The organism is Pseudomonas fulva, from assembly GCF_023517795.1.
Lineage (GTDB): Bacteria > Pseudomonadota > Gammaproteobacteria > Pseudomonadales > Pseudomonadaceae > Aquipseudomonas > Aquipseudomonas fulva_D.
The window spans coordinates 4411623-4434828 of sequence record NZ_CP082928.1 but is presented as its reverse complement, the minus strand read 5'-3'; the positions used below and the strand labels follow the sequence as shown (position 1 = coordinate 4434828).

19 protein-coding genes and 3 pseudogenes are annotated in these 23206 nt (G+C 65.6%); 9 read left to right on the top strand and 13 right to left on the bottom strand.

Annotated elements, in window-relative coordinates; all coding sequences use genetic code 11:
• Positions 1 to 55 precede the first annotated feature (55 nt).
• Positions 56 to 436 carry a winged helix-turn-helix transcriptional regulator gene (locus K8U54_RS20440; protein ID WP_249907515.1) on the bottom strand — a complete coding sequence of 127 codons (381 nt, stop codon included), beginning with the start codon at positions 434 to 436 and terminating at the stop codon, positions 56 to 58.
• 87 nt (positions 437 to 523) lie between these two features.
• Here K8U54_RS20440 and K8U54_RS20435 point away from each other — a divergent pair, with 87 nt between their 5' ends.
• Both K8U54_RS20435 and K8U54_RS20430 read left to right on the top strand, forming a co-directional pair.
• Positions 524 to 1585: an SDR family oxidoreductase gene (locus tag K8U54_RS20435; RefSeq protein WP_249907514.1), complete on the top strand. Its 1062-nt coding sequence runs from the start codon at positions 524 to 526 to the stop codon at positions 1583 to 1585.
• Between the two features lie 260 nt (positions 1586 to 1845).
• Positions 1846 to 3312 carry an alanine/glycine:cation symporter family protein gene (locus K8U54_RS20430; protein ID WP_249907513.1) on the top strand — a complete coding sequence of 489 codons (1467 nt, stop codon included), beginning with the start codon at positions 1846 to 1848 and terminating at the stop codon, positions 3310 to 3312.
• 81 nt (positions 3313 to 3393) lie between these two features.
• On the opposite strand, the gene K8U54_RS20425 is transcribed toward K8U54_RS20430, so the two are convergent.
• Complete coding sequence (locus K8U54_RS20425; RefSeq protein ID WP_249907512.1) at positions 3394 to 4026, bottom strand: LysE family translocator; 633 nt, start codon at positions 4024 to 4026, stop codon at positions 3394 to 3396.
• Between the two features lie 81 nt (positions 4027 to 4107).
• Positions 4108 to 5913: a sensor domain-containing phosphodiesterase gene (locus K8U54_RS20420; protein WP_249907511.1), complete on the bottom strand. Its 1806-nt coding sequence runs from the start codon at positions 5911 to 5913 to the stop codon at positions 4108 to 4110.
• A gap of 239 nt (positions 5914 to 6152) precedes the next feature.
• Here K8U54_RS20420 and K8U54_RS20415 point away from each other — a divergent pair, with 239 nt between their 5' ends.
• Together K8U54_RS20415 and K8U54_RS20410 are read left to right on the top strand one after the other, a co-directional pair.
• Positions 6153 to 6929 carry a substrate-binding periplasmic protein gene (locus tag K8U54_RS20415; protein ID WP_249907510.1) on the top strand — a complete coding sequence of 259 codons (777 nt, stop codon included), beginning with the start codon at positions 6153 to 6155 and terminating at the stop codon, positions 6927 to 6929.
• 140 nt (positions 6930 to 7069) lie between these two features.
• A complete protein-coding gene (locus K8U54_RS20410) occupies positions 7070 to 9598 on the top strand; it encodes a PAS domain-containing protein (RefSeq protein ID WP_249907509.1) in 2529 nt (842 codons plus the stop codon).
• Positions 9599 to 9610: 12 nt separating this feature from the next.
• Here the strand turns inward: K8U54_RS20410 and K8U54_RS20405 are convergent, their stop codons facing one another.
• Both K8U54_RS20405 and K8U54_RS20400 read right to left on the bottom strand, forming a co-directional pair.
• On the bottom strand, positions 9611 to 9865 hold the full coding sequence (locus K8U54_RS20405; RefSeq protein ID WP_249907508.1) for a hypothetical protein: 255 nt from the start codon (positions 9863 to 9865) through the stop codon (positions 9611 to 9613).
• 45 nt (positions 9866 to 9910) lie between these two features.
• Positions 9911 to 10174 carry a DUF1652 domain-containing protein gene (locus tag K8U54_RS20400; protein ID WP_249907507.1) on the bottom strand — a complete coding sequence of 88 codons (264 nt, stop codon included), beginning with the start codon at positions 10172 to 10174 and terminating at the stop codon, positions 9911 to 9913.
• Between the two features lie 347 nt (positions 10175 to 10521).
• Here K8U54_RS20400 and K8U54_RS20395 point away from each other — a divergent pair.
• The 5 genes and pseudogenes from K8U54_RS20395 to K8U54_RS20375 form a co-directional block, all read left to right on the top strand.
• Positions 10522 to 10683, top strand: a pseudogene (locus K8U54_RS20395) (general stress protein); the annotation flags it as partial.
• Positions 10684 to 11125: 442 nt separating this feature from the next.
• The gene (locus K8U54_RS20390; RefSeq protein WP_249907506.1) at positions 11126 to 11533 is read left to right on the top strand and encodes a DoxX family protein; all 408 of its coding nucleotides are present in this window, start codon (positions 11126 to 11128) and stop codon (positions 11531 to 11533) included.
• Positions 11530 to 12585 carry an OprD family outer membrane porin gene (locus tag K8U54_RS20385; RefSeq protein WP_434059962.1) on the top strand — a complete coding sequence of 352 codons (1056 nt, stop codon included), beginning with the start codon at positions 11530 to 11532 and terminating at the stop codon, positions 12583 to 12585. Before K8U54_RS20390 ends, K8U54_RS20385 begins: the two co-directional genes overlap by 4 nt.
• A 278-nt stretch (positions 12586 to 12863) precedes the next feature.
• Positions 12864 to 13076, top strand: a pseudogene (locus K8U54_RS20380) (OprD family outer membrane porin); the annotation flags it as partial.
• 208 nt (positions 13077 to 13284) lie between these two features.
• Positions 13285 to 13668, top strand: coding sequence for an NUDIX hydrolase (locus tag K8U54_RS20375; protein WP_249907505.1), 384 nt, complete (start codon positions 13285 to 13287; stop codon positions 13666 to 13668).
• 18 nt (positions 13669 to 13686) lie between these two features.
• Here K8U54_RS20375 and K8U54_RS20370 read toward each other — a convergent pair whose 3' ends face one another.
• From K8U54_RS20370 to K8U54_RS20340, 8 genes and pseudogenes are all read right to left on the bottom strand, one after another.
• Positions 13687 to 16149 carry a PAS domain-containing hybrid sensor histidine kinase/response regulator gene (locus K8U54_RS20370; protein WP_249907504.1) on the bottom strand — a complete coding sequence of 821 codons (2463 nt, stop codon included), beginning with the start codon at positions 16147 to 16149 and terminating at the stop codon, positions 13687 to 13689.
• Between the two features lie 169 nt (positions 16150 to 16318).
• Positions 16319 to 17026 carry a methyl-accepting chemotaxis protein gene (locus tag K8U54_RS25440; protein WP_434060038.1) on the bottom strand — a complete coding sequence of 236 codons (708 nt, stop codon included), beginning with the start codon at positions 17024 to 17026 and terminating at the stop codon, positions 16319 to 16321.
• Positions 17027 to 17224: 198 nt separating this feature from the next.
• Positions 17225 to 18250 (bottom strand): annotated as a pseudogene (locus tag K8U54_RS25435) (methyl-accepting chemotaxis protein); the annotation flags it as partial.
• Between the two features lie 381 nt (positions 18251 to 18631).
• Positions 18632 to 20575 carry a response regulator gene (locus K8U54_RS20360; protein WP_249907502.1) on the bottom strand — a complete coding sequence of 648 codons (1944 nt, stop codon included), beginning with the start codon at positions 20573 to 20575 and terminating at the stop codon, positions 18632 to 18634.
• Positions 20565 to 21440 (bottom strand): sensor histidine kinase, encoded by an 876-nt coding sequence (locus K8U54_RS20355; protein WP_249907501.1) that lies wholly within the window; start codon positions 21438 to 21440, stop codon positions 20565 to 20567. The genes K8U54_RS20360 and K8U54_RS20355 overlap by 11 nt, the downstream gene beginning before the upstream one ends.
• Complete coding sequence (locus K8U54_RS20350; protein WP_249910484.1) at positions 21433 to 22443, bottom strand: ATP-binding protein; 1011 nt, start codon at positions 22441 to 22443, stop codon at positions 21433 to 21435. The genes K8U54_RS20355 and K8U54_RS20350 overlap by 8 nt, the downstream gene beginning before the upstream one ends.
• Positions 22440 to 22844 carry an anti-sigma regulatory factor gene (locus K8U54_RS20345; protein ID WP_249907500.1) on the bottom strand — a complete coding sequence of 135 codons (405 nt, stop codon included), beginning with the start codon at positions 22842 to 22844 and terminating at the stop codon, positions 22440 to 22442. Before K8U54_RS20345 ends, K8U54_RS20350 begins: the two co-directional genes overlap by 4 nt.
• On the bottom strand, positions 22841 to 23203 hold the full coding sequence (locus tag K8U54_RS20340; RefSeq protein ID WP_070885344.1) for an STAS domain-containing protein: 363 nt from the start codon (positions 23201 to 23203) through the stop codon (positions 22841 to 22843). Before K8U54_RS20340 ends, K8U54_RS20345 begins: the two co-directional genes overlap by 4 nt.
• Between the last annotated feature and the right edge of the window lie 3 nt (positions 23204 to 23206).

The window sequence follows — 23206 nt, the reverse complement described above, 5'->3', positions numbered from 1 at the left end:
CCTGCGCAGCGGGCGCTACGCGCCGTAAAGACCCGTAGGGGATCGGGACGCGCAGTCAACGCCTACGGGACGTCTGCCTCGGCTGCAGCGCATCGAGCGCCGGGGCGTTGTCTCGCGCCCACCCGTAGATCATCTCGATGGGCTCGACCAGCCGCTGGCCGAGTTCGGTGAGCGAGTAGTCGACCGTGGGCGGCACGCTGTCATGGACATGGCGGTCGATCAGGCCGCTGGCTTCCAGTTCGCGCAGGGTCTGCACCAGCATTTTCTTGGAGATACCGGGCAGGCTGCGCTGCAGCACGCCGGTACGGGCCGAGCCGCCGTGGCGGGCATGCAGCGTGTGCAGGATCATGCTCGTCCACTTGGTGGCGAACAGTTCGAGTACGCGTCGCGGCGCGCAGTCTTCGCGCCATTGTTCATCGGGAGTACCGGGTTGCATCGGGGTGGTTACCTTTTGGTGCCGTCTTGGTTTGAGTCTGCTGCATCGCTATGGTGCCAATACTCGTTCTTGTGGAGGAATAGATTCATGGCACATCACGCACTGGTCGTCGGCGCCAGCGGTATCGTCGGCAGCGCCACCTCGCGGCTGCTGGCCGAACAGGGCTGGCAGGTCACCGGTCTGGCCCGCAACCCCAACACCGCCGAAAACGTCACCCCGCTGGCCGCCGACCTGCTCGATCCCGCCTCGCTGGCCACTGCCCTCGAAGGCCTCAAGCCCACCCACCTGTACCTGACCACCTGGGCACGCCAGGCCACCGAAGCAGAAAACATCCGTGTCAACGCGGCGATGATCCGCAACCTGCTCGATGCCCTGCGCGCGGCCGGCAGCGTCAAGCATGTCGCCCTGGTCACCGGCCTCAAACATTACCTCGGCCCGTTCGAGGCCTACGGCAAGGGCACCCTGCCGCAAACGCCGTTCCGCGAAGAACAGGGCCGCCTGGACGTGGAGAACTTCTATTACGCCCAGGAAGACGAAGTGTTCGCCGCCGCCGAGCGCGATGGCTTCACCTGGAGCGTGCACCGTCCGCACACCGTTACCGGCGTGGCGGTCGGCAACGCCATGAACATGGCAACCACCCTTGCCGTCTACGCCTCCATCTGCCGGGAAACCGGCCGCCCGTTCCGCTTCCCCGGCTCGGCCGTGCAGTGGAACAGCCTGACCGACATGACCGATGCCCGCCAACTGGCCAGGCAGTTGCACTGGGCCTCGACCACCCCGGCGGCCGCCAACCAGGCGTTCAATGTCGTCAATGGTGACGTGTTTCGCTGGAAGTGGATGTGGCAACGCATCGCCGAGTGGTTCGGTATCCAGGCCGCGCCCTTCGAAGGCGAGCCTGCACCCCTCGAGAAGCAGATGGCCAACGACGCGGAGATCTGGCACACCCTCGCCGCCAAGCACGGCCTGGCCGAAGCCGAGATCGAGCGCCTGGTCTCGCCCTGGCACACCGATGCCGACCTGGGCCGCCCCATCGAAGTGGTCACCGACATGTCGAAAAGCCGCAAGCTGGGCTTTCTCGACTACCAGGCCAGCGACGATGCGTTCTTCGCGGTATTCGAGCAGTTGCGTACGGCCAAGCTGATTCCCTGAGCAGGGTTTCGGCCCGCAAGGGAGACCCGCAACGGGCTACCGGTTCCAAGGCTGCGCGCGGCCGCAGCAGGGCCGGCAGGAGCCCGCGACCCGCTTCGTTAACCTGAACCAACCCGGCCTTTCCCGCCCTAAGCAGAACCGCTGCAGGGAAAGGGAACCGGGCTGGTATGGCCGGCTGGCAGCGTAATCGGGTTTGGGAATTTGGGCGTATTGCCCTATCCTCGCGCCCCTTCGAATAAGACGACCAAAGGAAGACGCCCGTGTCTGCGTTGCTCGATGCCTTCTCCGGCCTGCTCTGGACCTACCTTGCCATCCCCATGCTGCTGCTCAGCGGCCTCTACCTCACCTATGTGTGCCGCGGTGTGCAGCTACGGATGATTCCGGAAATGTTCCGGGTGATCCTCGAGCGCAACCATGGTGACAAACAGGCGATCTCCTCCTTCAAGGCCTTCACCATCTCCGCAGCGTCGCGGGTGGGCACCGGCAATATCGCCGGGGTGGCCACGGCCATCGCCGTCGGCGGGCCGGGTGCGGTGTTCTGGATGTGGATGGTGGCCCTGGTCGGTGGCGCCACGTCCTTCGTGGAATCGACCCTCGGCCAGCTGTACAAGTCGGACAAGCAGTACCGCTACCACGGCGGCCCGGCCTATTACATCCAGCGCGCCCTGGGCTGGCGCTGGCTGGCCGTGGTGTTCGCGGTGATGATCAGCATCACCTACGGGCTGGTGTTCAACTCGGTACAGGCCAACTCCATCGTCGACGCCATGCAGACCTCCTTCGGCGGTGAAGGCGGCAGCCGCACCCTGGCCTGGGGCGTGGGCATCGCGCTGACCGTGCTGACCGGGGTGATCATCTTCGGCGGCGTGCAGACCATCTCCAAGGTCTCGGTCACCGTGGTACCGGCGATGGCCCTGCTGTACCTGGGCATCGGCCTGGTGGTGATTCTGCTCAATATCGACCAGGTGCCACGGGTGTTCAGCGATATCTTCGCCCATGCCTTCGGCCTGCGCGAAATCGCCGGTGGCGGCATCGGTGCGGCGATCATGATGGGCGTGCGCCGCGGCCTGTTCTCCAACGAGGCCGGCATGGGCTCGGTGCCCAATGCCAGCGCCACCGCGTCGGTGTCCCACCCGGTCAAGCAGGGCCTGGTACAGACCCTGGGCGTGTATTTCGACACCCTGGTCATCTGCACCATGACGGCGCTGATCATCCTGGTCGCCGACCCGACCCACGCCTACGGTGATGCCACCCTGGGCGCCAGCCTGACCCAGTGGGCGCTGGCCGAGCAGCTCGGCAGCTGGGCGATCCACTACCTGACCTTCGCCATCCTGCTGTTCGCCTTCACCTCGGTGATCGGCAACTACTATTACGGCGAGTCCAATATCCAGTACATGTTCGACAGCAAGCTGCTGCTCAACCTGTTCCGCGTCCTGGTCATGGCCTTCGTACTGATCGGCTCGGTGGTCAAGGTGTCGGTGGTGTGGTCGATGGCCGACGTATTCATGCCGCTGCTGGCATTGACCAACCTGATCGCCATCCTGCCCCTGGCAGCGATCGCCGCGCGCCTGCTCAGCCACTACAACGCCCAGCGTCGCCAGGGCGTGGAGCCGGTGTTCCACCGCGACGACATGCCGGACCTGAAGAACATCGAGTGCTGGGATGGCAGCGACCACGTCACCTGCGCGCAAACCTACCGCGAATCGGCCACCGAGGCGCTGAAGAACTGAGGTGCCGGCAGCGCTGCATGAACGAACGCCGACCTTTTCAGGTCGGCGTTCTGCTATCCGCTACGGCAACACGCTCGCCACCTAGACGGCCCGCACGGTCAACAGGCGCACGCCCAGCCCGATGAACAGCGCACCGGTCAGACGCCTGAGGGCCGCCACCCAGCCCATGGCCCTGAGCCGCTTGCCGAAGCGAAACGCCGTAAAGCAGTACAGCGAATGCACCACCACCACGATGGTGGCGATGGTCAGGTACATGACCGTGAACTGCAGCGTCACGGAGCGCTCGGGCTGCAGAAACTGCGGCAGGAAAGCGCACAGGAAGATCATCGTCTTGGGATTGCTGGCCGACACCAGAAACGCCTCGCCAGCGATACGCCAGTTCGCCACCCGACTCAGGGTCGGTTGCGTCACGCTGCTACCGGCACCTGGCCGACGACCGAACAGCTGGCGCATCCCCAGGTAGATCAGGTAGCCGGCGCCAACGATCTTCAGTGCCAGAAAGGCGGTTGGCATGGCGATCAGCAGTGCACCGACGCCCAGCGCGACGCCCGTGGTGACCAGCAGCTGCGCCGCCAGGTTGCCGATCAGCGTGGCGCCCATGGCCGCCGGCCCGTGGCGCAAGGCATTGCGCACCACCAGCAGCACGTTCGGCCCGGGCGTCAGGGTGGTGGCCAGATAGGCCAGGAAAAAGGTGAACCACAGGTGCAGGGCCATGGCGGCGGCTCGTGAAGGCTGAAGTAGCTGATCCTAGCAGTAACCGGATGTTTCAGGCAGCACGGTATCGGGCCGGGGGACTTACGCCAACTCCGAACTGCCTATGGTGGCGACCGTGCGCCGGTCCAGCCAGGCCAGCAGGTCGTCGGCTTCGAGCGGGCGCGAAATGTAGAAGCCCTGGGCTTCCTGGCAGCCCCACTCGCGAATCACCTTGAGGGTATGCTCGGTTTCGATGCCTTCGGCGACCACCCGCTGGCCCAGTTCCCTGGCCAGGCTGATCAGGGCGCGGACGATGTTCCAGTCCTTGTTGCCCGGCTGCAGGTCATCCATGAACGAGCGGTCGAGCTTCACCGTATTGGCGGGAATGTCGCGCAGGTAGGACCAGTTGCTGTAACCGCTGCCGAAATCGTCGATGGCGATTTCCACGCCCATGGCCTGGAGCCGCTCGATCTGGGTGATCACCACAGAGAAATCGCCGACCAGCGCGCTCTCGGTGAACTCCACTTCCAGGCACGAGCCGTCGAGTTCGTTGCGCGCCAGCAGCCGGACGATCTCGTCGGTCAGGTGATCGTTGTTCAGGTCCTCGGCCGAGACGTTGATGGCCACCTTGAGATCCGTGCCCTCACGGCGCCACGCATCGATCTGGCGGATCGCCCGGTTGATCACCCAGAAGCTGACCGCGTGGATCAGCGGCGTCTTCTCGGCCAGGGGAATGAACTCGGCGGGACCGACCTCGCCCAGGGTCGGGTGCGTCCAGCGCAGCAGCGCTTCGACGGACAGGCAGGCGCCCGTATGCAGGTCGACCCGCGGCTGGAACACCAGGCGCAGCTGGTCATCGGCACGCACCGCGTTGGCCAGGTCGTTGAGCAGCCGGGTGCTGCGCTGCTGCGCGGCATCCATCTGTTCGTCATAGAAGGCCCAGCCCTGCCCCGAGGTGCGCGCTTCATCGGCGGCGCAGACGATCAGGCGCATCCAGTCTTCGGGCACCTCGCCAGGTTCCAGACGCAGCACACCGATGCCGATCTGCGGCAGCACCGGCAGTTCCTGGCAATGGATAGGCTTGCCGAACGCCTCGAGCAGCGTGGCGAACACCGCCTGGGCCTGTTCGAGCTGGTCGCCGGGCACCCTGCAGGCGAAGCGCAACGCGCTGATCTTGTAGAGCTCCCAACTGGCCGGCAGCAAGCGGCGCAGAAGGTTCTTCACGGACAGGGTGAAGTCGGTCAGGAACTGGAAGCCGAGCGACTTGAGCATGTCGTTCAATTGCGCCGGGGACACCAGCTCGATCGCCACGGCCAACGGGCTCTCGCCCCGCTCGATCGCGTCGCTGATGTCTTCGTCCAGCTTGGCGTGGTTGTACAGCCCGGTAGTGCCATCGATAAAGGCGGCGGCGCGCATTTCGTCGAGGCGGGTCACGGCCAGGCGACCGATCTGCTGCAGCATCGCCATGTCGGCGGCGGACATCTGCGCGCGTGGTTCGGTATCGATCACGCACAGGTTACCGAGCACCAGCCCGCCTTCGAGCATCAGCGGCACGCCCGCATAGTAGCGGATGCCCGGCTCGCCGGTGACCAGCGGGTTGCAGCGAAAGCGTTCGTCCTGCTGGGCATCGCAGACCTCGACGCTGTCGCCGATGGCCACGCTGTAGGCACAGAACGAGTCGGCGCGCGGGGTTTCCTGCAGCTCGGTCCCCACCCGGGCGCGGAACCACTGGCGTTTGCGGTCGAGGATGGTGATCAGGCAGATCGGCGTGTTGAAGTACAGCGCGGCGATCTTCACCACTTCATCGAGGAAGGCGTCGCTGTTGCCCTCGACGAGGCAGGGGTGCGCGTCGATCAGGCGCTGCCGGCTCAGCTCGTTCATCGGTAGGGGTGGGTACGGAGCCAGCATCGTTGTTCTCTCGGTTGTCGCGCAAAACGGGTGCCGGAATCCCTGTCGCAGACCTTCCGGACGAATGATAACCAAATGACATCATGGCCCATAGAGAGTTGCGCAAATCTTTACAACCGTTCGGCCGATGAGAACCTTGCGCGATGGCGGGCTCGTGGATTTCAGACACCTGTCAACGTATGGAGTGCGGTCGGCACGTACACTGCCACCCTCTCAACATGGACGTTCACGAGGTTCGCATGCCAGGTTGCCGCCTGCTCTACGGCTGCGTAGCGATGGCCGCCCTGTGGTGCAGCGCCGGCCTGGCACAGAGCCTGACGGGCGGCGCCGCGCAGTGGCCGCCCTACAGTTATCAGGATGGCGATGGCCGGGCGACCGGGATCGCCGTGGATGTCATGCGTCAGGTCATGGCGCAGAGCGGCAACCGGGTCGAGTTCGTCTTCCACCCGGCCAGGCGTCTCAATGTGCTGCTGGACGAAGGTCGCCTGGACCTCAACTATGCCGACTCGCCCCTCTGGAACGCCGAGGACGCCGCACAACGCTTCGTCTACTCCCAGCCTTACCTGCAGGTGCGCGAGTATCTGTACTTCCTGGGCGACCACCCGGCCCGGCACCTGCCCATCGCGCAGATGCGCGGGCTGCGTATCGGCATGGTGCGCGGTTACGCCTACCCCAGCCTGGACGGCGCCCTGGCCAGCGGGCAGTTGGACAAGCTGGAAACCTCGCGCGATCACGCGTTGCTCGAACTGCTGGTGCGCCGGCGGGTCGATGCCGTCGCCATGGTGGACGATGTGTTCATCGATCAGCTCGCCGCTCGCAAACTGGAGCCGGAGGGCTTTACCCGCGGCGCCCAGCTCAGCAATGCGCCGCTGGTGATCAAGCTGCAACGCCGGCACGCCGATCAGTTGCCGCGGCTCGATGCGGCGCTGCAGGCGCTGATCCGCAGCGGCGAGGTCGAGCGCATCCGCCGCCGCTATCTGGGCGCCGAGCCCGGCAGCGCTGCCGCGAAACGCTGAACAGGGTGGCAATGGGCCGGGCGTGCCGTGCACAGGCCTTGGAAAACAGCGAAATATGGCGGAACGCGGCGCCGCTTCGACCTCTCTTAGCTAGCAGACAAGCTCGTCATGCCTCCGATTAATGCGCTCGCCTCGATGATATGGATCAGTTGACCAAGCCAGCCCCCACCGAAACCGTTACCGAGCGCCTGGGTTTTACCGCCAATGGCGGCAAGGTCGGCGAACTGTTGCGCAATCTCGACGGCAGCGCCTCGCCATTGGGCGCGCCCGGCGACTGGTCAGTGGCCCTGAAGACCCTGATGGCCACCATGCTGCCGGTGAAGGCGCAGATCGTGCTGTTCTGGGGCCCCCAGTACATCGCGCTGTACAACGACGCGTACGCGCCGAGCATCGGCAACAAGCATCCCCGCGCCCTGGGGCGACCGGCAGTGGAAAACTGGTCCGAGCTTTGGGACGACCTCGAACCGCTGCTGCGCGGCGTGCGCGAAACCGGTGAAACCTTCGCCGCCAAGGACCGCCCCTTCTACATCGAACGTCATGGCCGCGGCGAAGCGGTGTACTTCGATGTGTCCTACTCGGCGGTGCGCGAGGCAGATGGTTCGGTAGGCGGCGTGCTGTGCGTGGTCAACGAAACCACCCAGCGCGTGCAGTTCGAACGCCGCCAGGCCTTCCTGCTGGAACTGGGCCAGGCACTGCCATCGGTCACCGAGCCGGACCAGGTCGAGGCCCTGGTGTTGCGCAGGCTCGCCGAGGAGCTGAACGCCACGCAGATATTCTTCGCCGAAAATCTCGATGCCGGGGCGGCGTTGAGCCGCCACAACGCCTTCACACCGACGGCGACCGGGCAACCGCTGCAGCCCTACAGTGTCGAACAGAACGGGCAGCTGCTCACGGGCCGGCCGCTGATTCAGGAGGGCGTCGACGGCGCGCCGGCCGCCCTGCACGTGCCGGTGGTGCGCCACGGCGAGCTCGATGCGGTACTGGTCATCGAGCATGACAGCGGTCACGTATTCTCCGATTTCGAAGCCCACCTGGCCGAGGAAACCGCCAAGCTGGCCTGGGCCTGGATCACCCACGCCCGCGCCGAAGTGGCGCTGCGTCTGAGCTCCACCCAGCTGTCGGCGATGTTCGACCAGGCCGCTGCCGGCATTGCCGTGTGTGACGCCGGCATGACCCTGGTGCGGGTGAACGACCACTACTGCCAGATCGTCGGGCGGCGCCGCGAACAGCTGCTTGGCCAGAGCCTGTACGAACTGGCCGAGTCGGGCGAAAGCGCCTCGGTCGCCTCGGCATGCGAATACAGCCTGCGCCACGGCCGGTCCTTCGACAACACCCGCTGCTACAGCCGGCCCGACGGCAGCATGGTGTGGGTGCAGAATCACGTCTCGCCGCTACTCGACGAACAGCACAAGGTGGCCGGCACCATCTGCGTGAGCGTCGACATCAGCGAACGGGTGCGGGCCGAAGCCGAGCTGCGCGAACTCAACGAGTCCCTCGAAGATCGCGTCGCCACCATGGTGGCGCAACGCGAAGCGGCCGTCGCGCAGTTGCACGAAGCGCACAAGATGGAGATGGTCGGCCAACTGACGGGCGGTATCGCCCACGACTTCAATAACCTGCTGACGCCCATCATGGCCTCGCTGGAACTGATTCGCCGGCGCCTGCCGGACGAACGCTGCGCGAAACTCGCCGACGGGGCGCTGCAGGCGGCCGACCGCGCGCGCATCCTGGTCGGGCGGTTGCTGACCTTCGCCCGCCGCCAGACCCTCAAGCCGCAGCCCGTGGCGCTGTGCACGTTGATTCGTAACATGCGCGACCTGATCCAGCGATCTCTGGGGCCGATGGTGGAGCTGCGCATCGATATCCCCGAGCGCATGCCCACGGTGTTCATCGACCCGCATCAGCTGGAGCTGGCGGTACTCAACCTGGCCGTCAACGCCCGCGATGCCATGGACGACAATGGCCGGCTGTGCATCACCGCCGAGCTGAACGAGGTGCATGGCGAGAACGGCGCCGGGTTGAGCAGTGGGCAGTATGCCCGCCTGGTAATGAGCGATTCGGGCTGTGGCATGGACGAAGAAACCCTGCGCCGCTGTGCCGAGCCGTTCTACTCCACCAAGGGGGTGGGCAAGGGCACCGGCCTGGGGCTGTCCATGGTCCAGGGCTTGCTGGTACAGTCCGGTGGCGGCTTCGCCATCGACTCCACGCCCGGGCAGGGTACCCGGGTCAGCCTGTGGCTGCCGACCACCGACGCACCGGTGGCCTGTGAGAAGCTCGAGCGCGATGAAGAGGTACCCCATGCACCGCGACCGACTCATATCCTGTTGGTCGATGACGAAACCCTGGTACGCGATACCACCAGCCTGCAGTTGCAAGACCTGGGCTATCAGGTGACCGAAGTGGATTGCGCCGCGGCGGCCCTCAAGCTGATCGACGAGGGCCTGCGCCCCGATGCGCTGGTCACCGATCACATCATGGAAAACAAGACCGGCGCCCAGCTCGCCCAGGAGTTGCGCCAGCGGTTACCGGGCCTGCCGGTGCTGATCATCACCGGCTATGCCAATCTGACGCCGACCCAGATCAGCAGCTTCGAAGTCCTGGCCAAACCTTTCCGCCGTCGCGATCTGGCCGACCGCCTGATGCAACTGCTGACCCCTGGCCCGAGCTGAGCGACGGCCTGCTCAAGCACCTTCCAGGCCCTGATTGAACGGCAGCGGCGGTAGCCTGACGATGCTGCCGCCGAGCTTCTCGACCAGCGCTGGCGGCGCTTCGTCGGACAGCTCCACGATGTGACCGGCCAGCGGCCCTTCACTTTCGGCGTCGGGATAATCCTCGATCACCCACTGCTCGACCTCCTCCCGGCTGATGCCCAGGGCCTGGGCCAGCACGCTGCTGCGTTGCTCGGCCCACAGGGTATCCATCGGCTCGCTACTCATGGGTCACCTCTTCTCGGCTGGTAGGAAGGAACGTGCGGCGGTCACTCAAGCCGGGGAGCCCACCTGCCGGGCCGCACCCTGCAGCTCAGGCGTCGCCAGTTGCTGACGCAGACGCAGCACCAGCTGGGAAATGGAGCGGGAACTGGACAGCTCGCTGCGCTGGATACCGCTCACGCAGAGCAGCACCTGATCGTCTTCAGGTGCACGGATCTCCAGGGTCATGGTGTCATCGGCTTCGATGGTGCAACGGCAGTTGAGTGGCAGAAAGGCGGATTCCATGATCTGCCGTTGTTCCAGGATGGACATCATCACAACTCACCTCGAACGCTGAGCGCGTATTTATAGTAGGGAAAAAAGAACTGCCTGGTGACAGCCCGATAGGCTGTGGTTAAAACGTGCATCAACGATGCCAAAAAGTTTTCCAATAAAAACAGCGGTGTTCAAAATATTCGTCATGCACAATGCAATAACCCGCTCCTGCACTCCGGCATTTTGCACGCCCGGATAACTTGACCGACCTGACTCGCCTCCCTGAAAGTTGCCGTTCATCCTATAACCCGCTATTCATTTCGAACGAAATCTGCAGAATTCAATTCGTACTTCCTGAGGCACCCCTCGCCCTGAACAATAAGGAGATGAAAATGGCTCATAGCAATCCAGGCAACTTTGCAAATGATCGTACGAAAGCGGCAGAGGCAGGCCGCAAGGGTGGCAAGAACAGTGGCGGCAACTTCGCCAATGACCGTGAAAAAGCCGCGGAAGCAGGCCGCAAGGGCGGCCAGAACAGTCATGGCGGTGGCGGCAAGCGCGCATCCTGACCGCGACAACCCAGGCCCCGCATCGGGGCCTGGCTTTGATAGGCGATAAACGCTGCTGATTGCGAAGTGATACACGGGCGAACAAATTGTACATACAATGAATATGTACAATTTATTCCGCCATCTCGGCCGTATCAATCCACCAAAGTTGTACAACAGCACCTCTTTCAGAAACAACTCCTGCTGACAGGGTGCAACTTTCCATAAATAACACTTGGCGCTAACTTTTCCGGTGGCTCCCCCGGCAATTTCATTCCAACGCTAACTTCACTACTGCAGGGCAACCGGTTAGCCAGGCTTCGCTTAGTTATACAAACTCAAGCTGCTGATTAAGACCGCGTACAACTAGCCGTCCTTGAAGCGGTACAGGCCGGTCGAGCACAGCCATACAAGATTTCCGCCGACCACCCCGGCACAGTGAAGCCTTTACACAGGAGGCTTCATGAACACCGCAACCGCACCTCAGGGACACCCCCACGATTGGGCGCTGCTGTTTTTACGCGTGACGGGCAGCCTGTTGCTGCTGGTCGTGCACGGGCTGCCCAAGGCACTCAACTTCCAGGCCGAGCTCGGCTTGATCGAGGATCCGTTCGGGCTGGGCCCGCACCTGACCCTCAGCCTGGCGATCTTCGCCGAGGTGCTGTGCCCCCTGCTGATCATCGCCGGCGCCTTCGTCCGACTGGCCACGCTGCCGGTGCTGGCCGTGCTGGTGGTATCGCTGGCCGTCGTGCACCCCGAATGGAGCCTGGGCGAAGGGCAATTCGCCTGGCTGCTGGCGATCATCTTCACCACCCTGCTGATCGCCGGCCCCGGCAGGTTCGCCCTGGGCAGACGGCTGCCGTGGCAATGAGGCGCCTCGCCTGGGTGCTGGCAGCCGGTACGGCAGCGGCTGGCACGCCTGCCTGGGGGAGCGAACAGCCGGGATGGAGCCTGCTCAGCCGCCACTACGTTCTGCACAGCGATACGCGCACGGGGCCGGCGCAGGCTGGTTATCGACAGGAATGGGCACAGGGTTTCATTGCCGAGCTGCGTTCCGGATTCACGCCTGGCCCGCTCGGCCTTGGCATGGATACCCATGGGTTCTTCGGCCTGAAGCTGGACGGTGGGCGCGGCCATGCCGGTACCGGCCTGCTGCCCCGTGACTCGACTGGGCGCGCCGAGCGCGATTACGCTTCGGCTGGCGCGGCGCTGAAGCTGCGTTATGGCAAGAGCCTGCTCAAGGCTGGCGAGATGCGTGTCGCCACGCCAGTGTTCGCCACCGCCGACAAGCGCCTGCAACCGGAGTATGCCACCGGGCTAATGCTCGACAGCCCCCTGTCGCCCTCGCTACAGCTGCAGGCCGGGCGTTTCACCGCCTTCAGGAACCAGGCAAACAGCTCAGGGCGCGACGATTTCAGCGGTTACGGCGCCAGTACCCGCGGCAGCGGCATCAGCCTGCTCGGCACCCGTTACTCGCCTCCTGGGCCATTTTCCGCAGCGTTCTATGCCGCCCAGCTGGACGACACCTGGCGCCAGGCCTATGTGAACCTCAATCGGGTCGACGACGCACTGACCCTGGATGCCAATCTGTATCGCACCCGCGATCAGGGCGCCGCCAATTCCGGTGCCATCGACACCCTGGCCTACAGCCTGGCGGCGCGCTATCGCTACGGCGCCCAACGGCTGATGCTGGCCTATCAGCGCATCGAGGGCGACACGCCATTCGACTTCGTCGGTGGCGACTCGATCTACCTGGCCAACGCGATCAAGTATGCCGATTTCAATGGTGCCAACGAGCGCTCCTGGCAGCTTCGCTACGACCTCGACATGAGCGCCCTGGGCGTTCCCGGCCTGAGTGCCATGGCGCGGTATGTCACCGGCCGCGGTATCGACGGCAGCCAGGCCCCACGAGGTGGCGACTAGGGTCTGTTGCCGTTTCATGCACGGCCGCGCCGGAGCCCGTTTTGCCGCGAGGCAAGGCACGAGCCGCGAAGTTTAGCGGGCTAAATGAGCCGGCGAGAAACGCCGCATCGCGACAAAACGGGCCCAGCCCTGCGGGTTGCGCGGGAAATGGCCTCCGCTGTCGTTGCAGGACTTGGCAAGGGAGCAACCATTCCCGGCGTCCTGCGCCTAACCGGAGGCCATTTCTCGCGGCAACGCGGCTCGCGCTGAAACGGCAACAGACCCTAGCCCCCTATGATGGGCAAAGCGGGCGCTACGTGCCGCAACAGGGTGACGGCGGCAAACACTGGGAGCGTGATATCGAGCTGCGCTACCAGGTGCCCGGCGGCGCGGCCAAGGACCTGTCGGTCGCCCTCTCCCACGTCGCCCACCGTGCCAACGCCGCGCAAGCCGGTGCTGACATCGATCGCCTGTACCTGGTGGTCGAGTACCCGATCGGCGGCGCCTTCTGAGCGAACCCGGCCCACCAACACCGGGATCGCCGAGGACAAGTCGTGACCGATTCGACACACGGCAGGCGTGGTGACTGAAATCCTCGGCGCAAGCGTCTACAGTCGAACTGTGGGGCGTGGCGGCGATGGCGGTTATTGGTCAAACAATCCGAACTTTTCGCCGTTCCCGCACCCTGTAAGAACACTGCAACCGACGTACGGGAACACCATGATCAAATCCGCCAAACACCGCGCCACCGTGATCTGCCACCAGCAGGGCAAAGTCCTGCTGGTGCGCAAGGCCGACGCGAAATGGACACTGCCAGGCGGCAAGATCGAAGCCAACGAAGGGCCGGCCGAAGCGGCGTTGCGCGAACTGTGCGAGGAAACCGGGCTGGACAGCCAGGCCCTGGAATTTCTGGCCCTGCACCAATTCGACAGCCGCCCCCACCATGTCTTTCGCGTAGCGGTGCCGGAAACCCTGGCCGCACGGCCGCTGAACGAAATCGCCGATTGCCGCTGGTTCTCCACCGTCGACCTGGACACGGCGATCAAGAAATCCGCACGCAAGCTGCTGGAGCTGTATTTTCCCAAGTCCGGAGAGCCCGCCTGAGGGACGGCGATGCCGGGCTCAGGCCTGCAGGTCGCCTTCGATCATCTCGTGAATGCGGTTGGCGATCGCCTGCATGGTGAAGGGCTTGGTCAACAGGCGCATGCCCGGCTCCAGGTGACCATTGCCGATCACCGAGTTCTCCGCATAGCCGGTGATGAACAGCACCTTCAGTTCGGGGCGCTCCAGGCGAGCCAGGTCGGCCAGCTGGCGGCCGTTCATGCCACCCGGCAGGCCGACATCGGTGACCAGCAGATCGATACGCACGTCGGACTGCACGATCTTCAGCCCTGAAGGCCCGTCGCCGGCTTCCAGGGTGGTGTAGCCCAGCCCTTCGAGCACCTCCATCACCAGCATGCGGATCGCCGGCTCGTCGTCGACGATCATCACCGTTTCGCGGCCGGCATTGTGCCCGTCGGTCTCCTGCTCGATCGGCTCGGCATCCGCCTCGTCACTGCCGTAGAGGCGTGGCAGGTACAGGCACATGGTGGTGCCCTGGCCCAGCTCGGAGTAGATGCACACCTGGCCGCCGGACTGGCGCACGAAGCCATAGACCATCGACAGCCCGAGGCCCGTGCCCTCGCCTATGGGCTTGGTGGTGAAGAACGGCTCGAAGGCGTGCTCGATCACCTCCTCGCTCATGCCGGTGCCGGTGTCCGTCACGCACAGCGACACGTACTGGCCCGGCGGCACGTTGCGACCACGCGCCGCGTAGTCGTCGATCCACTTGTTGGCGGTCTCGATGGTCAGCCGGCCTCCCTGGGGCATGGCATCCCGGGCATTGAGGCACAGGTTGAGCAAGGCGTTCTCCAGTTGCGGGCCGTCGATGAAGCTCGACCACAACCCGGCGGCCAGCACCACCTCGGTGGTGATATGCGGGCCGACGCTGCGACGCACCAGCTCTTCCATCCCGGTGACCAGGCGGTTGACGTTGGTCGGTTTGGGATCCAGGGTCTGCCGGCGCGAAAAAGCCAGCAGCCGGTGGGTCAGCGACGCGGCCCGCCGCGCCGCGCTTTGCGCCGCACTGACATAGCGGTCCAGATCGCCCAGACGCCCCTGGCCGAGGCGCATCTGCAGCAGCTCCAGCGAACCGCTGATGCTGGTCAACAGGTTGTTGAAGTCGTGGGCGATGCCGCCGGTCAGCTGACCCACCGCCTCCATCTTCTGGGACTGGCGCAGGGCGTCCTCGGCCACCCGCAGACGCTCCTGCTCCTGCAGCCGCTCGGTGATGTCGTAGACGAACTGGTAGGCGCCGATCTGCCGGCCCTCGCTGTCGTTGAGGCGGCTGAAGTGCATCTCATAGTGACGGGTCCCCTGCTCGGTTCGCAGCGGCACCACCACCTCGAACTCTTCACCGGCCAGCGCACGCTGCCAGGGGCCGAGCACGGCGTCGAGGTGCTCGGGCTGGTCCCTGAGGGCGTCCTTGAGGTTCTCGCCGATCTGCGGACAGCTGCCGAACAGGCGCTCGTACTCGCGCATGCCCGAGCCGTTGATGGCGATCCAGCGGTAATCGAAGCCCATGATGAAGATCAGCGCATCGGCACCGTCCACCACCCCGGCCAGCACCCGCCGTGCCTCGATGGCGTCGCGCACCCGGGCTTCCAGGGTTTCGTTGAGCTGGCGCAGCGACGCCTCGACCTGCTTGCGCTGGGTGATGTCCTGGAACAGCACCGCCACCTGCTTGCGGCTGGCCGGGCCAACGCGAAAGGCGCTGATCTCCAGGTGACGGCCGGTGGCGATCAGCTCCTGCTCGAAGCGGATCGGCTCGCCGGTGTGCAACACATGGGCGTAGCGCTCGACCCAGCTGTCCGCCTCCTCGCCCACCATCTCGCGCAGCTTCTGCCCGACCACGTTGCGGATACCCGCGTGCTCGGCATAGGCCGGGTTGGCCTCGATATGGATGTAGTCGCTGAGCGGCCCGTGGGGACCGTCGAAGAATTCGATGACGCAGAAGCCTTCATCCATGGTGTTGAACAGGAATTCGTAGCGCTCGCGCTCCTGGGCGAAGGCGTGCTCGACACGGCGCTGTTCGGCGACGTCGAGTTCCTGGATGAACAGGCCTTCGACCCGGCCCAGGGCATCGAACTGCGGCTGGTAGTTGAAATCCAGCTGCTGGCCGGGTCGATCCGGCACCTCGAAATTGCGCGCCCGCACCGCACGACCGCGCCGATAGGCCTCTTCGAGCAGGTCGATGAAGCGCCGCGCCATGCGCCCGCTCAGTACCTGTCGGGCCGGCTGGCCGATTACATCGCCCAGGCCCAGCAGGCGCTGGTAGGCCGGGTTGACGTGTTCGAAACGCAGGTCGGCGCCACGCAGCACGGCCATGGCGGCTGGCGCCTGTTCGAAGATCTGCTGGAAGTGTTCCTCGCCGGCCGTGACGGGACAGCTACCAGTGGCGACCGCCAGACGAGCCCGCAGATCGGCATTCTCGGCCTCGAGCGCGTGCAACCGCTGCCGAAGCGCTTCGGCGTCATCAGATATCACGATAGGACCCAGGCCGGCAGAGGGAAGAAGCGAAGCGAGGCGCCATTGAAGCCTGTCTGGCGGTTTTTTGCCACCGAACCGGCAATTTATCTGCGGCAATGGCCACCACCCCGCGCCGCTGCGACGACGCGCGGTGGCCCGCGCGCCGAGGTGGCTCAGCGGCTGCCGCTCACGCCAGTTTGAAGCGGTTGACCTGGGCCTGCAGATCCGCGCCCAGGCGGGCCAGGTCGATGCTGGCCGCCGAGGTCTCCTCGGTGGCGGCCGACGACTGCTCGGCCACGTCGCGGATGCTCGACACGCTGCGGTTGATCTCCTCGGCCACCGAACTCTGCTGCTCGGCGGCGGTGGCGATCTGCTGGTTCATCTGCTGGATTTCCGAGACCGCGGCATTGATCGCGTTCAGCGCGCCGTTGGCCTGCTTGGCGGCATGCACCGTGGTTTGCGCCTGGGTGCAGCTCTGGCCCATCATCGCCACGGCTTTTTCCGCGCCGCTCTGCAGGGTTACGATCAACCCTTCGATCTGCTCGGTGGACTCCTGGGTACGCCGTGCCAGGGCGCGAACCTCATCGGCCACCACGGCGAAACCACGCCCCGACTCACCCGCCCGCGCCGCTTCGATGGCGGCGTTGAGGGCCAGCAGGTTGGTCTGTTCGGCGATGCCCTTGATCACGTCGAGCACGGTGCCGATATTGCCGCTGTCATGCTTGAGCGACTCGATGGCATGGGCCGAGTCCTCGATGGACATGGCCAGGGTCTCGATGCGCGATACCGCCTGCTGCACGGTCTGCTGGCCCTCCTGGGTCTGTTCGTCGGCGTTACGGGCGTATTGCGCGGCCGATTCGGCATTGCGCGCCACGTCGAGCACAGTGGCGGTCATCTCGTTCATCGCGGTGGCCACCTGCTCGGTTTCCATGCGCTGCTGCGCGACCCCGGCGCTGGTCTGCTCGGTCACCGCCGACAGCTCCTCGGCCGCCGTGGCCAGTTGTGCCACGCCATTGCCCAGGCGCCCCAGCAGGTCGCGCAGGCTCAGGGTCATGTCCTGCATGGCCTGCATCAACTGGCCCAGCTCGTCGCGGCGGTCCGCCACGATATCGCTGGACAGGTCGCCGTTGGCCACCTGGCGCGCCACGCCGACCACACGCTGCAACGGGCCGACGATCAGGCGAGTGATCAGCAGCGCGCACAGCACGCCCAGTACGAAAGCGATGGCCGCGGCGCTGAACAGCAGCGTCTTGGCCTGACTGGCATCGCTGTTGAGCAGGCCGAACTGCAGTTCCAAGGCTTGACTGGAGCTGGCCGCCACCTGCCGGGCGCGCTGGGTCATGTCGTCTTCGGTGGTGGCGTAGTCGGCGATCGCCTTGCGCATGTTGCCGAACTGCTGGTTGTACTGCTGCAGCTGGGCCAGCGCTGCCTCCACGTCCGCCTGATCGGTGGGGTTGCGGAGCTCACGGGTCAGGCTGCGGCCCTTTTGCTCCAGCGATGCGAAGTGCTGCTGCAGCAAGGTGGCGTATTGCTCGTCCTTGCGCAGCAGGAAATCCTTCTCCCGGCGGCGCGCTTCGAGCAGCTCCATGGCCAGGGAATTGGCCTGGTTGGCCTGGTTCAGTACGTCGATACTGGTCTGGTCGCCGGTCAGGCGAATCTGCTCGACGGCGGCCTGGCGCAGGCGCGTCTCCAGCACCGAGAAACGCTCGAGCGCAGCGCGGGCCGCATTCTCCATGGCCGCCTGCGCCGACTGGCTACTGTCGGTGGCTTGCTGGAGGCTCTGCAATTCATCGCGATAGCCCTGCACGTCCTCCTGGATCTTGCGCATCAACGCCTTGTTCTGCGGGCGCTGCATCTGCTCTTCACTGGCCTTGGCCTGTTGCTGGATCTGCTCGGTCAGCGTGATGGCCTGCTGCATGTAGCTGTCGTCGTCGCGCAGCAGGTAGTTCTTTTCCTGCTGGCGGGCCTCGGTCAGCTTGGCATCGATGCTGCTCACCCCCAGCAGGACGTCGAAGCGTCGCAAGGTGGTCTGCAGGGCCGACTGGCCGACCCAGACGATGGCCAAGGTGATGGCCAGGATCAGGCCGAAACCGCTGAACAGCTTCTTCTTGACGCTCATGTTGAGCAGTAGGTTGGCAACGGACATGACGAACTCCCTGATAGTGCGATAAGGCCAAAGCCCTCTGGTCACGTGCGCCCGGGCGCTTGCCACAAGCGCGTTGGAAACCGCGGCGCAGATGGCGGCGGTTCCTGCGGCGTGACCCACCCTATCGGCGGCCGACTGCAAAACTGTAAATTTTGTAAATATTCGCGATCAGGCGACGCGCCCGTTGCGGTCCGCGGCCGGCACAGGGCGCCCAGGGGACGGGCCGTTCGTCTGGCGTAAGGTCTGGAGAAGGGGAAGACAAAGCCGCTCAGCCGACCGGTCGGCGCCGGGCATCATGAGCGTAGCGGGGCCGCCGAACGCGGCCCGAGGTCCACCGGGCGGTGGACGCATCGATCAGTGTTCGGGAAGCGAGGCCCGCACCTTTTCCAGCAGCTCGTTCATCTTGAACGGCTTGGCCAGCAGTTCCATGCCACGCCCCAGGAACACCTCGCGGTTGATGGCCTTCTCGGCGTAGCCGGTCATGAACAGGATCGGCAGGCCCTGGCGCAGGGTGCGCGCCCGCTCGGCCAGTTCGCGGCCGTTCATGCGCGGCAGGCCCACATCGGTGAGCAGCAGGTCGATCTGCCCATCGCCTTGCAGGTGAACCAGTGCAGTTTCCACATCACCGGCCTGGATACAGCGGTAGCCCGCCTCCTCGAGCACCTCGGCCACGAACGAGCGTACCGAGGGCACGTCCTCGACGATCAGCACGTACTCACCGGCGCCAAGGTAGTCCGCCTGCTCGACGGCCCCCTGGACGACCAGCGGTTCGCTGCTGACCGGCAGCATGACGGTCACTTCGGTGCCGCGCCCGGGCGCGCTGCGGATGCCCGCATGCCCCCCGGACTGGCGGGCGAAGCCGTAGATGGTCGACAGCCCCAGCCCGGTCCCCTGGCCTACCGGCTTGGTGGTGAAGAACGGGTCGAACACCTTGTCGATCAATGCATGCTCGATGCCGGTGCCGTCATCGCGCACCGACAGGGCGATATAGGCGCCGTCGGCCAGGTTCGGGTCTCCGCTGGAATGGGCGGTGTAGGTGGTCACCCAGATATGGCCGCCCTGGGGCAGCGCGTCACGGGCGTTGATCACCAGGTTGAGCACCGCGCTTTCCAGCTGGCTGGGGTCGACCAGGGCGATCGACGGCTTGCCGTTGAGCTCCAGGGTCAGGGAAATCTGCTCGCCGATGGTCCGCATCAGCATGTCTTCCAGCGAACGGATGCGCTCGTTGACGTCCACCGCGCGGTTGTCCAGCGGCTGCTTGCGCGCGAAGGCCAGCAGGCGGTGGGTCAGCGCGGCGGCGCTCATCGCCGAATTGAGGGCCGCGTCGGTATACAGCTGCACGCGATCCAGGCGGTGCTCGCCCACCCGTTTCTGGATCAGCTCCAGGCTGGTGATGATGCCGGTGAGCATGTTGTTGAAGTCGTGGGCGATGCCGCCCGTGAGGTTGCCCAGCGCCTCCATCTTCTGCATCTGCAACAGCTGCGCTTCGGTACGCGCGCGCTCGGCCACCTCGTGGGCCAACTGGGTGGTGGCGTCGTCCAGTTGGGCCTTGTGCAGGCGCTCGCGGCGGCGGTGCTCGGTCACGTCCTCGACGAACACCAGGCTCAACGCCGAATCCCGATAGGGCGAGAGCTGCCACTCGGTTTCCCGCGCCTCGCCATGCACCTGCATGGTCAGCGAGCCTCGCCAGCGCTCGCCCGCCGCCAGCCGCCCGCGCAACTCGTCGAGCATGGCGGCCTGGCCATCGGCAAAGCACTGGCTAAGGCCCAGGTCGGCCACGTCGCCATCGATCAACTGGGCGAAGGCGTGGTTGCACTCATGCACCGCCAGGTTGGCGTCCAGCACGGCGATGGGTGCGCTGACGTTGACGAAGATCTCCCGAAAACGCGCCTCACTGGCACGCAGGGCGTCTTCGGTCACCCGCACGCGCAGCAGGGTACGCAAGGTGGCCAGCAGCACGTCCGGGTCGACCGGATGCACCAGATAGGCGTCGGCGCCCGCCTCCAGGCCGGTGACGATATCGCCTGTCAGAATCGAAGCGGCGGACACGTGGATCACCGGGAGCAGCGCGGTGCGCGGTTCGCTGCGCAGGGTGCGGACAATGTCGAAGCCGCTCATGTCCGGAAGGTTGACGTCGAGCACCAGGGCATCGATCGCGTCGCCGCGAATCAGCGCCAGGCCGTCGCTGCCCGTGCCGGCTTCGAGCACCTGGTAACCGTGACGCTCCAGGCGCCGGCGCAGGGCATAGCGGGTGGCGGCGTTGTCGTCGACGATCAGGACGCGGCTGTCAGTGTTCATCGGCGACCTCGACGGCGATGGCCAGCGGAATGATCACCGAGAACACCGAGCCGACGCCGGGCTCGCTCTGCACCCCCACCTCGCCGCCGAGCAGCGCCGCGAAACGCTTGCACAGCGACAGGCCCAGGCCGGTACCGCGCAGGCGTTTCTGCAGGGGCGAGTCGATCTGCGAGAAATCCTCGAACAGGGTGTCGTGCAGCTCGGCGGGAATGCCAATGCCGGTGTCGCTGACCGCGAACCGGATGCGGTCGGTGCCTTCCAGGTGTGCCGAGATCCGCACCTCGCCAAGGGCGGTGAACTTCAGGGAGTTGGAAATGAAGTTGCGCAGGATCTGCGCGAGCTTCTTGTCGTCGCTGTACAGGCGCGGCAGGCCCACCGGCTCTTCGAAGATCAGGTCCACCGCGCGGGCATCGACGATGGGCCGGAACATGCCGCGCAGCGCCGAGAACAGGTCGAGCATGTCGAACCAGGCCGGGGAAATGCTGATCCGCCCCGCCTCGATCTTGGCCAGGTCGAGCAGGTCGTCGACCATGTCGCTCAGCTCCCGGGCGGCGGTGCTGACGAAGGCGACCTGGCGGTGCTGCTCGGCGCTCAGCGGGCCGTCCAGCTCGTCGCTGAGCAGGCTGGTGATGCTCAGGATCGAGCCCAGCGGGGTGCGGAACTCATGGCTCATGTAGGACAGGAAACGGCTTTTCAGATCCGATGCCTGGCGCAACTCCTCGGCCTGGTTGTCGAGCTCGGCGTACAGGGCCAGCACGCCCTGGTTGGTTTCCTCGAGCTCTTCGCGCAGCGCGGCGCTCTCGCTGCGCAACTGGGCGATCAGTGCGGCCTGCTCGGCGTGGCTCAGGTTTTCGGGCTCAGCCATGAACGGCCTCCAGGGCGATGACCACGACCGTGACATCGTCACGGCCGCGGCAGAAATCTCGGTGCAGCACGGCGGCGATCACCGCCGGATGTCGGTAGGCCAGCCCCGGGTAGTCGCCCAGGTTCCAGCGCGACTGCAGGCCATCGCTGTGCATGATCAGCAACTGCCCGGTGACCTGTTCGAAGTCGAACGGCTGCGCCTTGCGGTACTGGCCGCCGACGATGCCGGGGTGCGAGGCCATGCCGCGGGACTTGTCGGCGCTGATCAGGTTGGCGGTGATGTTGCCGATGCCGACGAAGCGCAGCTGACCGCTGTCGAGCCGGGCCTGGGCGATGGCCACCGCGCCACCGCGCGAGCCCTGCATGGCGCGGTGCAGGTCATCGATCAGCAACAGCGGATCGTTGAACGGCCCCTGGGCAAAGGCATTGCTGCACAGCACCGCGGCCTGCTGCGCTTCTTCGCCGTGGCCCAGGCCGTCGACCACCAGCGCGCTGATGGCCTGCTCCCCCAGCACCAGGTGCCAGCCGTCGCCGCAGGCCGGGTCGCCATTGAGCGCGTGCTGGCTGACGCCGATCGGCAGATCGGGCTTCCTGGCCGAGCGCGGATAGAAGCGCGCGAGCAGCACGGCGCCGCGGCCATCGGCGTAGGCATCGAACACGTCCGCCTGGCGGGTGATCGCCCCCAGGCCGATGCCCTGGGTACCGCCCGTGGAGTAGCCGTCGGCCAGGCAGGCGTCGAGGTCGAACCCGGCGGCGCGGTCCACGGCGACGATTTCCACCCCGGCACCATTGCTGCGCGGCAACACCCGCAGGTGCAGTTCGCCACGCCCGGCATGCTTGAGCAGGTTGCTAGCCAGCTCGGTGGCCACCAGCGCTACGCGGCCGGCGTCGGACGCGTCGAACCCCTGCCCTTCGGCCAGCTTCTGTGCGCTGCGTCGGGCATGGCCGACCTGGCTGTCGTCGTCGATGGGCAGCACCTGGGTGACGCTGCCGCTGATGTTCATGTCCATCGGGTGATCGTGATCCTGGTGCCTTTGCCCGGCTCGGTGTCCAGTTCGAATTCGTCGACCAGGCGCTTGGCGCCGGTGAGGCCGAGGCCCAGGCCGTTGCCGGAGGTCCAGCCATCGGTCATCGCCAGCTTGAGGTCGGGGATGCCCGGGCCTTCGTCGCGAAAGGTCAGGCGCAGGCCGACGCGGGTGCTGTCGTCGAGCACCTGCCAGTCCATGTCGCCGCCGCCGCCGTAGACCATGGTATTGCGCGCCAGCTCGCTGACCGCGGTGACCAGCTTGGTCAGGTCGATCAACCGCATGCCGCACTCGCTGGCCAGCTTGCGGGTGGTCTGGCGGGCCAGCACCACGTCCTGCTCGATGGCGATCGGCTGGGTACCACTGCTGCGTACGATCATCGCCGCGCCACTCGTTCGCGCAGGCGCTGCATGCCGCGCTCGACATCCAGCGCGGTGCTCACGCCCGGCAGGGTCATGCCCAGCTCCACCAGGGTGATGGCGACCGCCGGCTGCATGCCGACCAGCATGGTTTCGGCGTCCATGATGCGTGACAGGCCGGAAATGGTGCCGATCATCCGGCCGATGAACGAATCGACCATGTCCAGCGCGGAGATGTCGATCAACACGCCGCGGGCCGAAGTCTTGCTGATCAGCTCGGCGAGGTCGTCCTGCAGGGTCAGGGCCAGTTGGTCGTGCATGTCGACCTGGATGGTCACCAGCAGGAACTCACCCATCCGCAAAATCGGAATGCGCTCCATGGG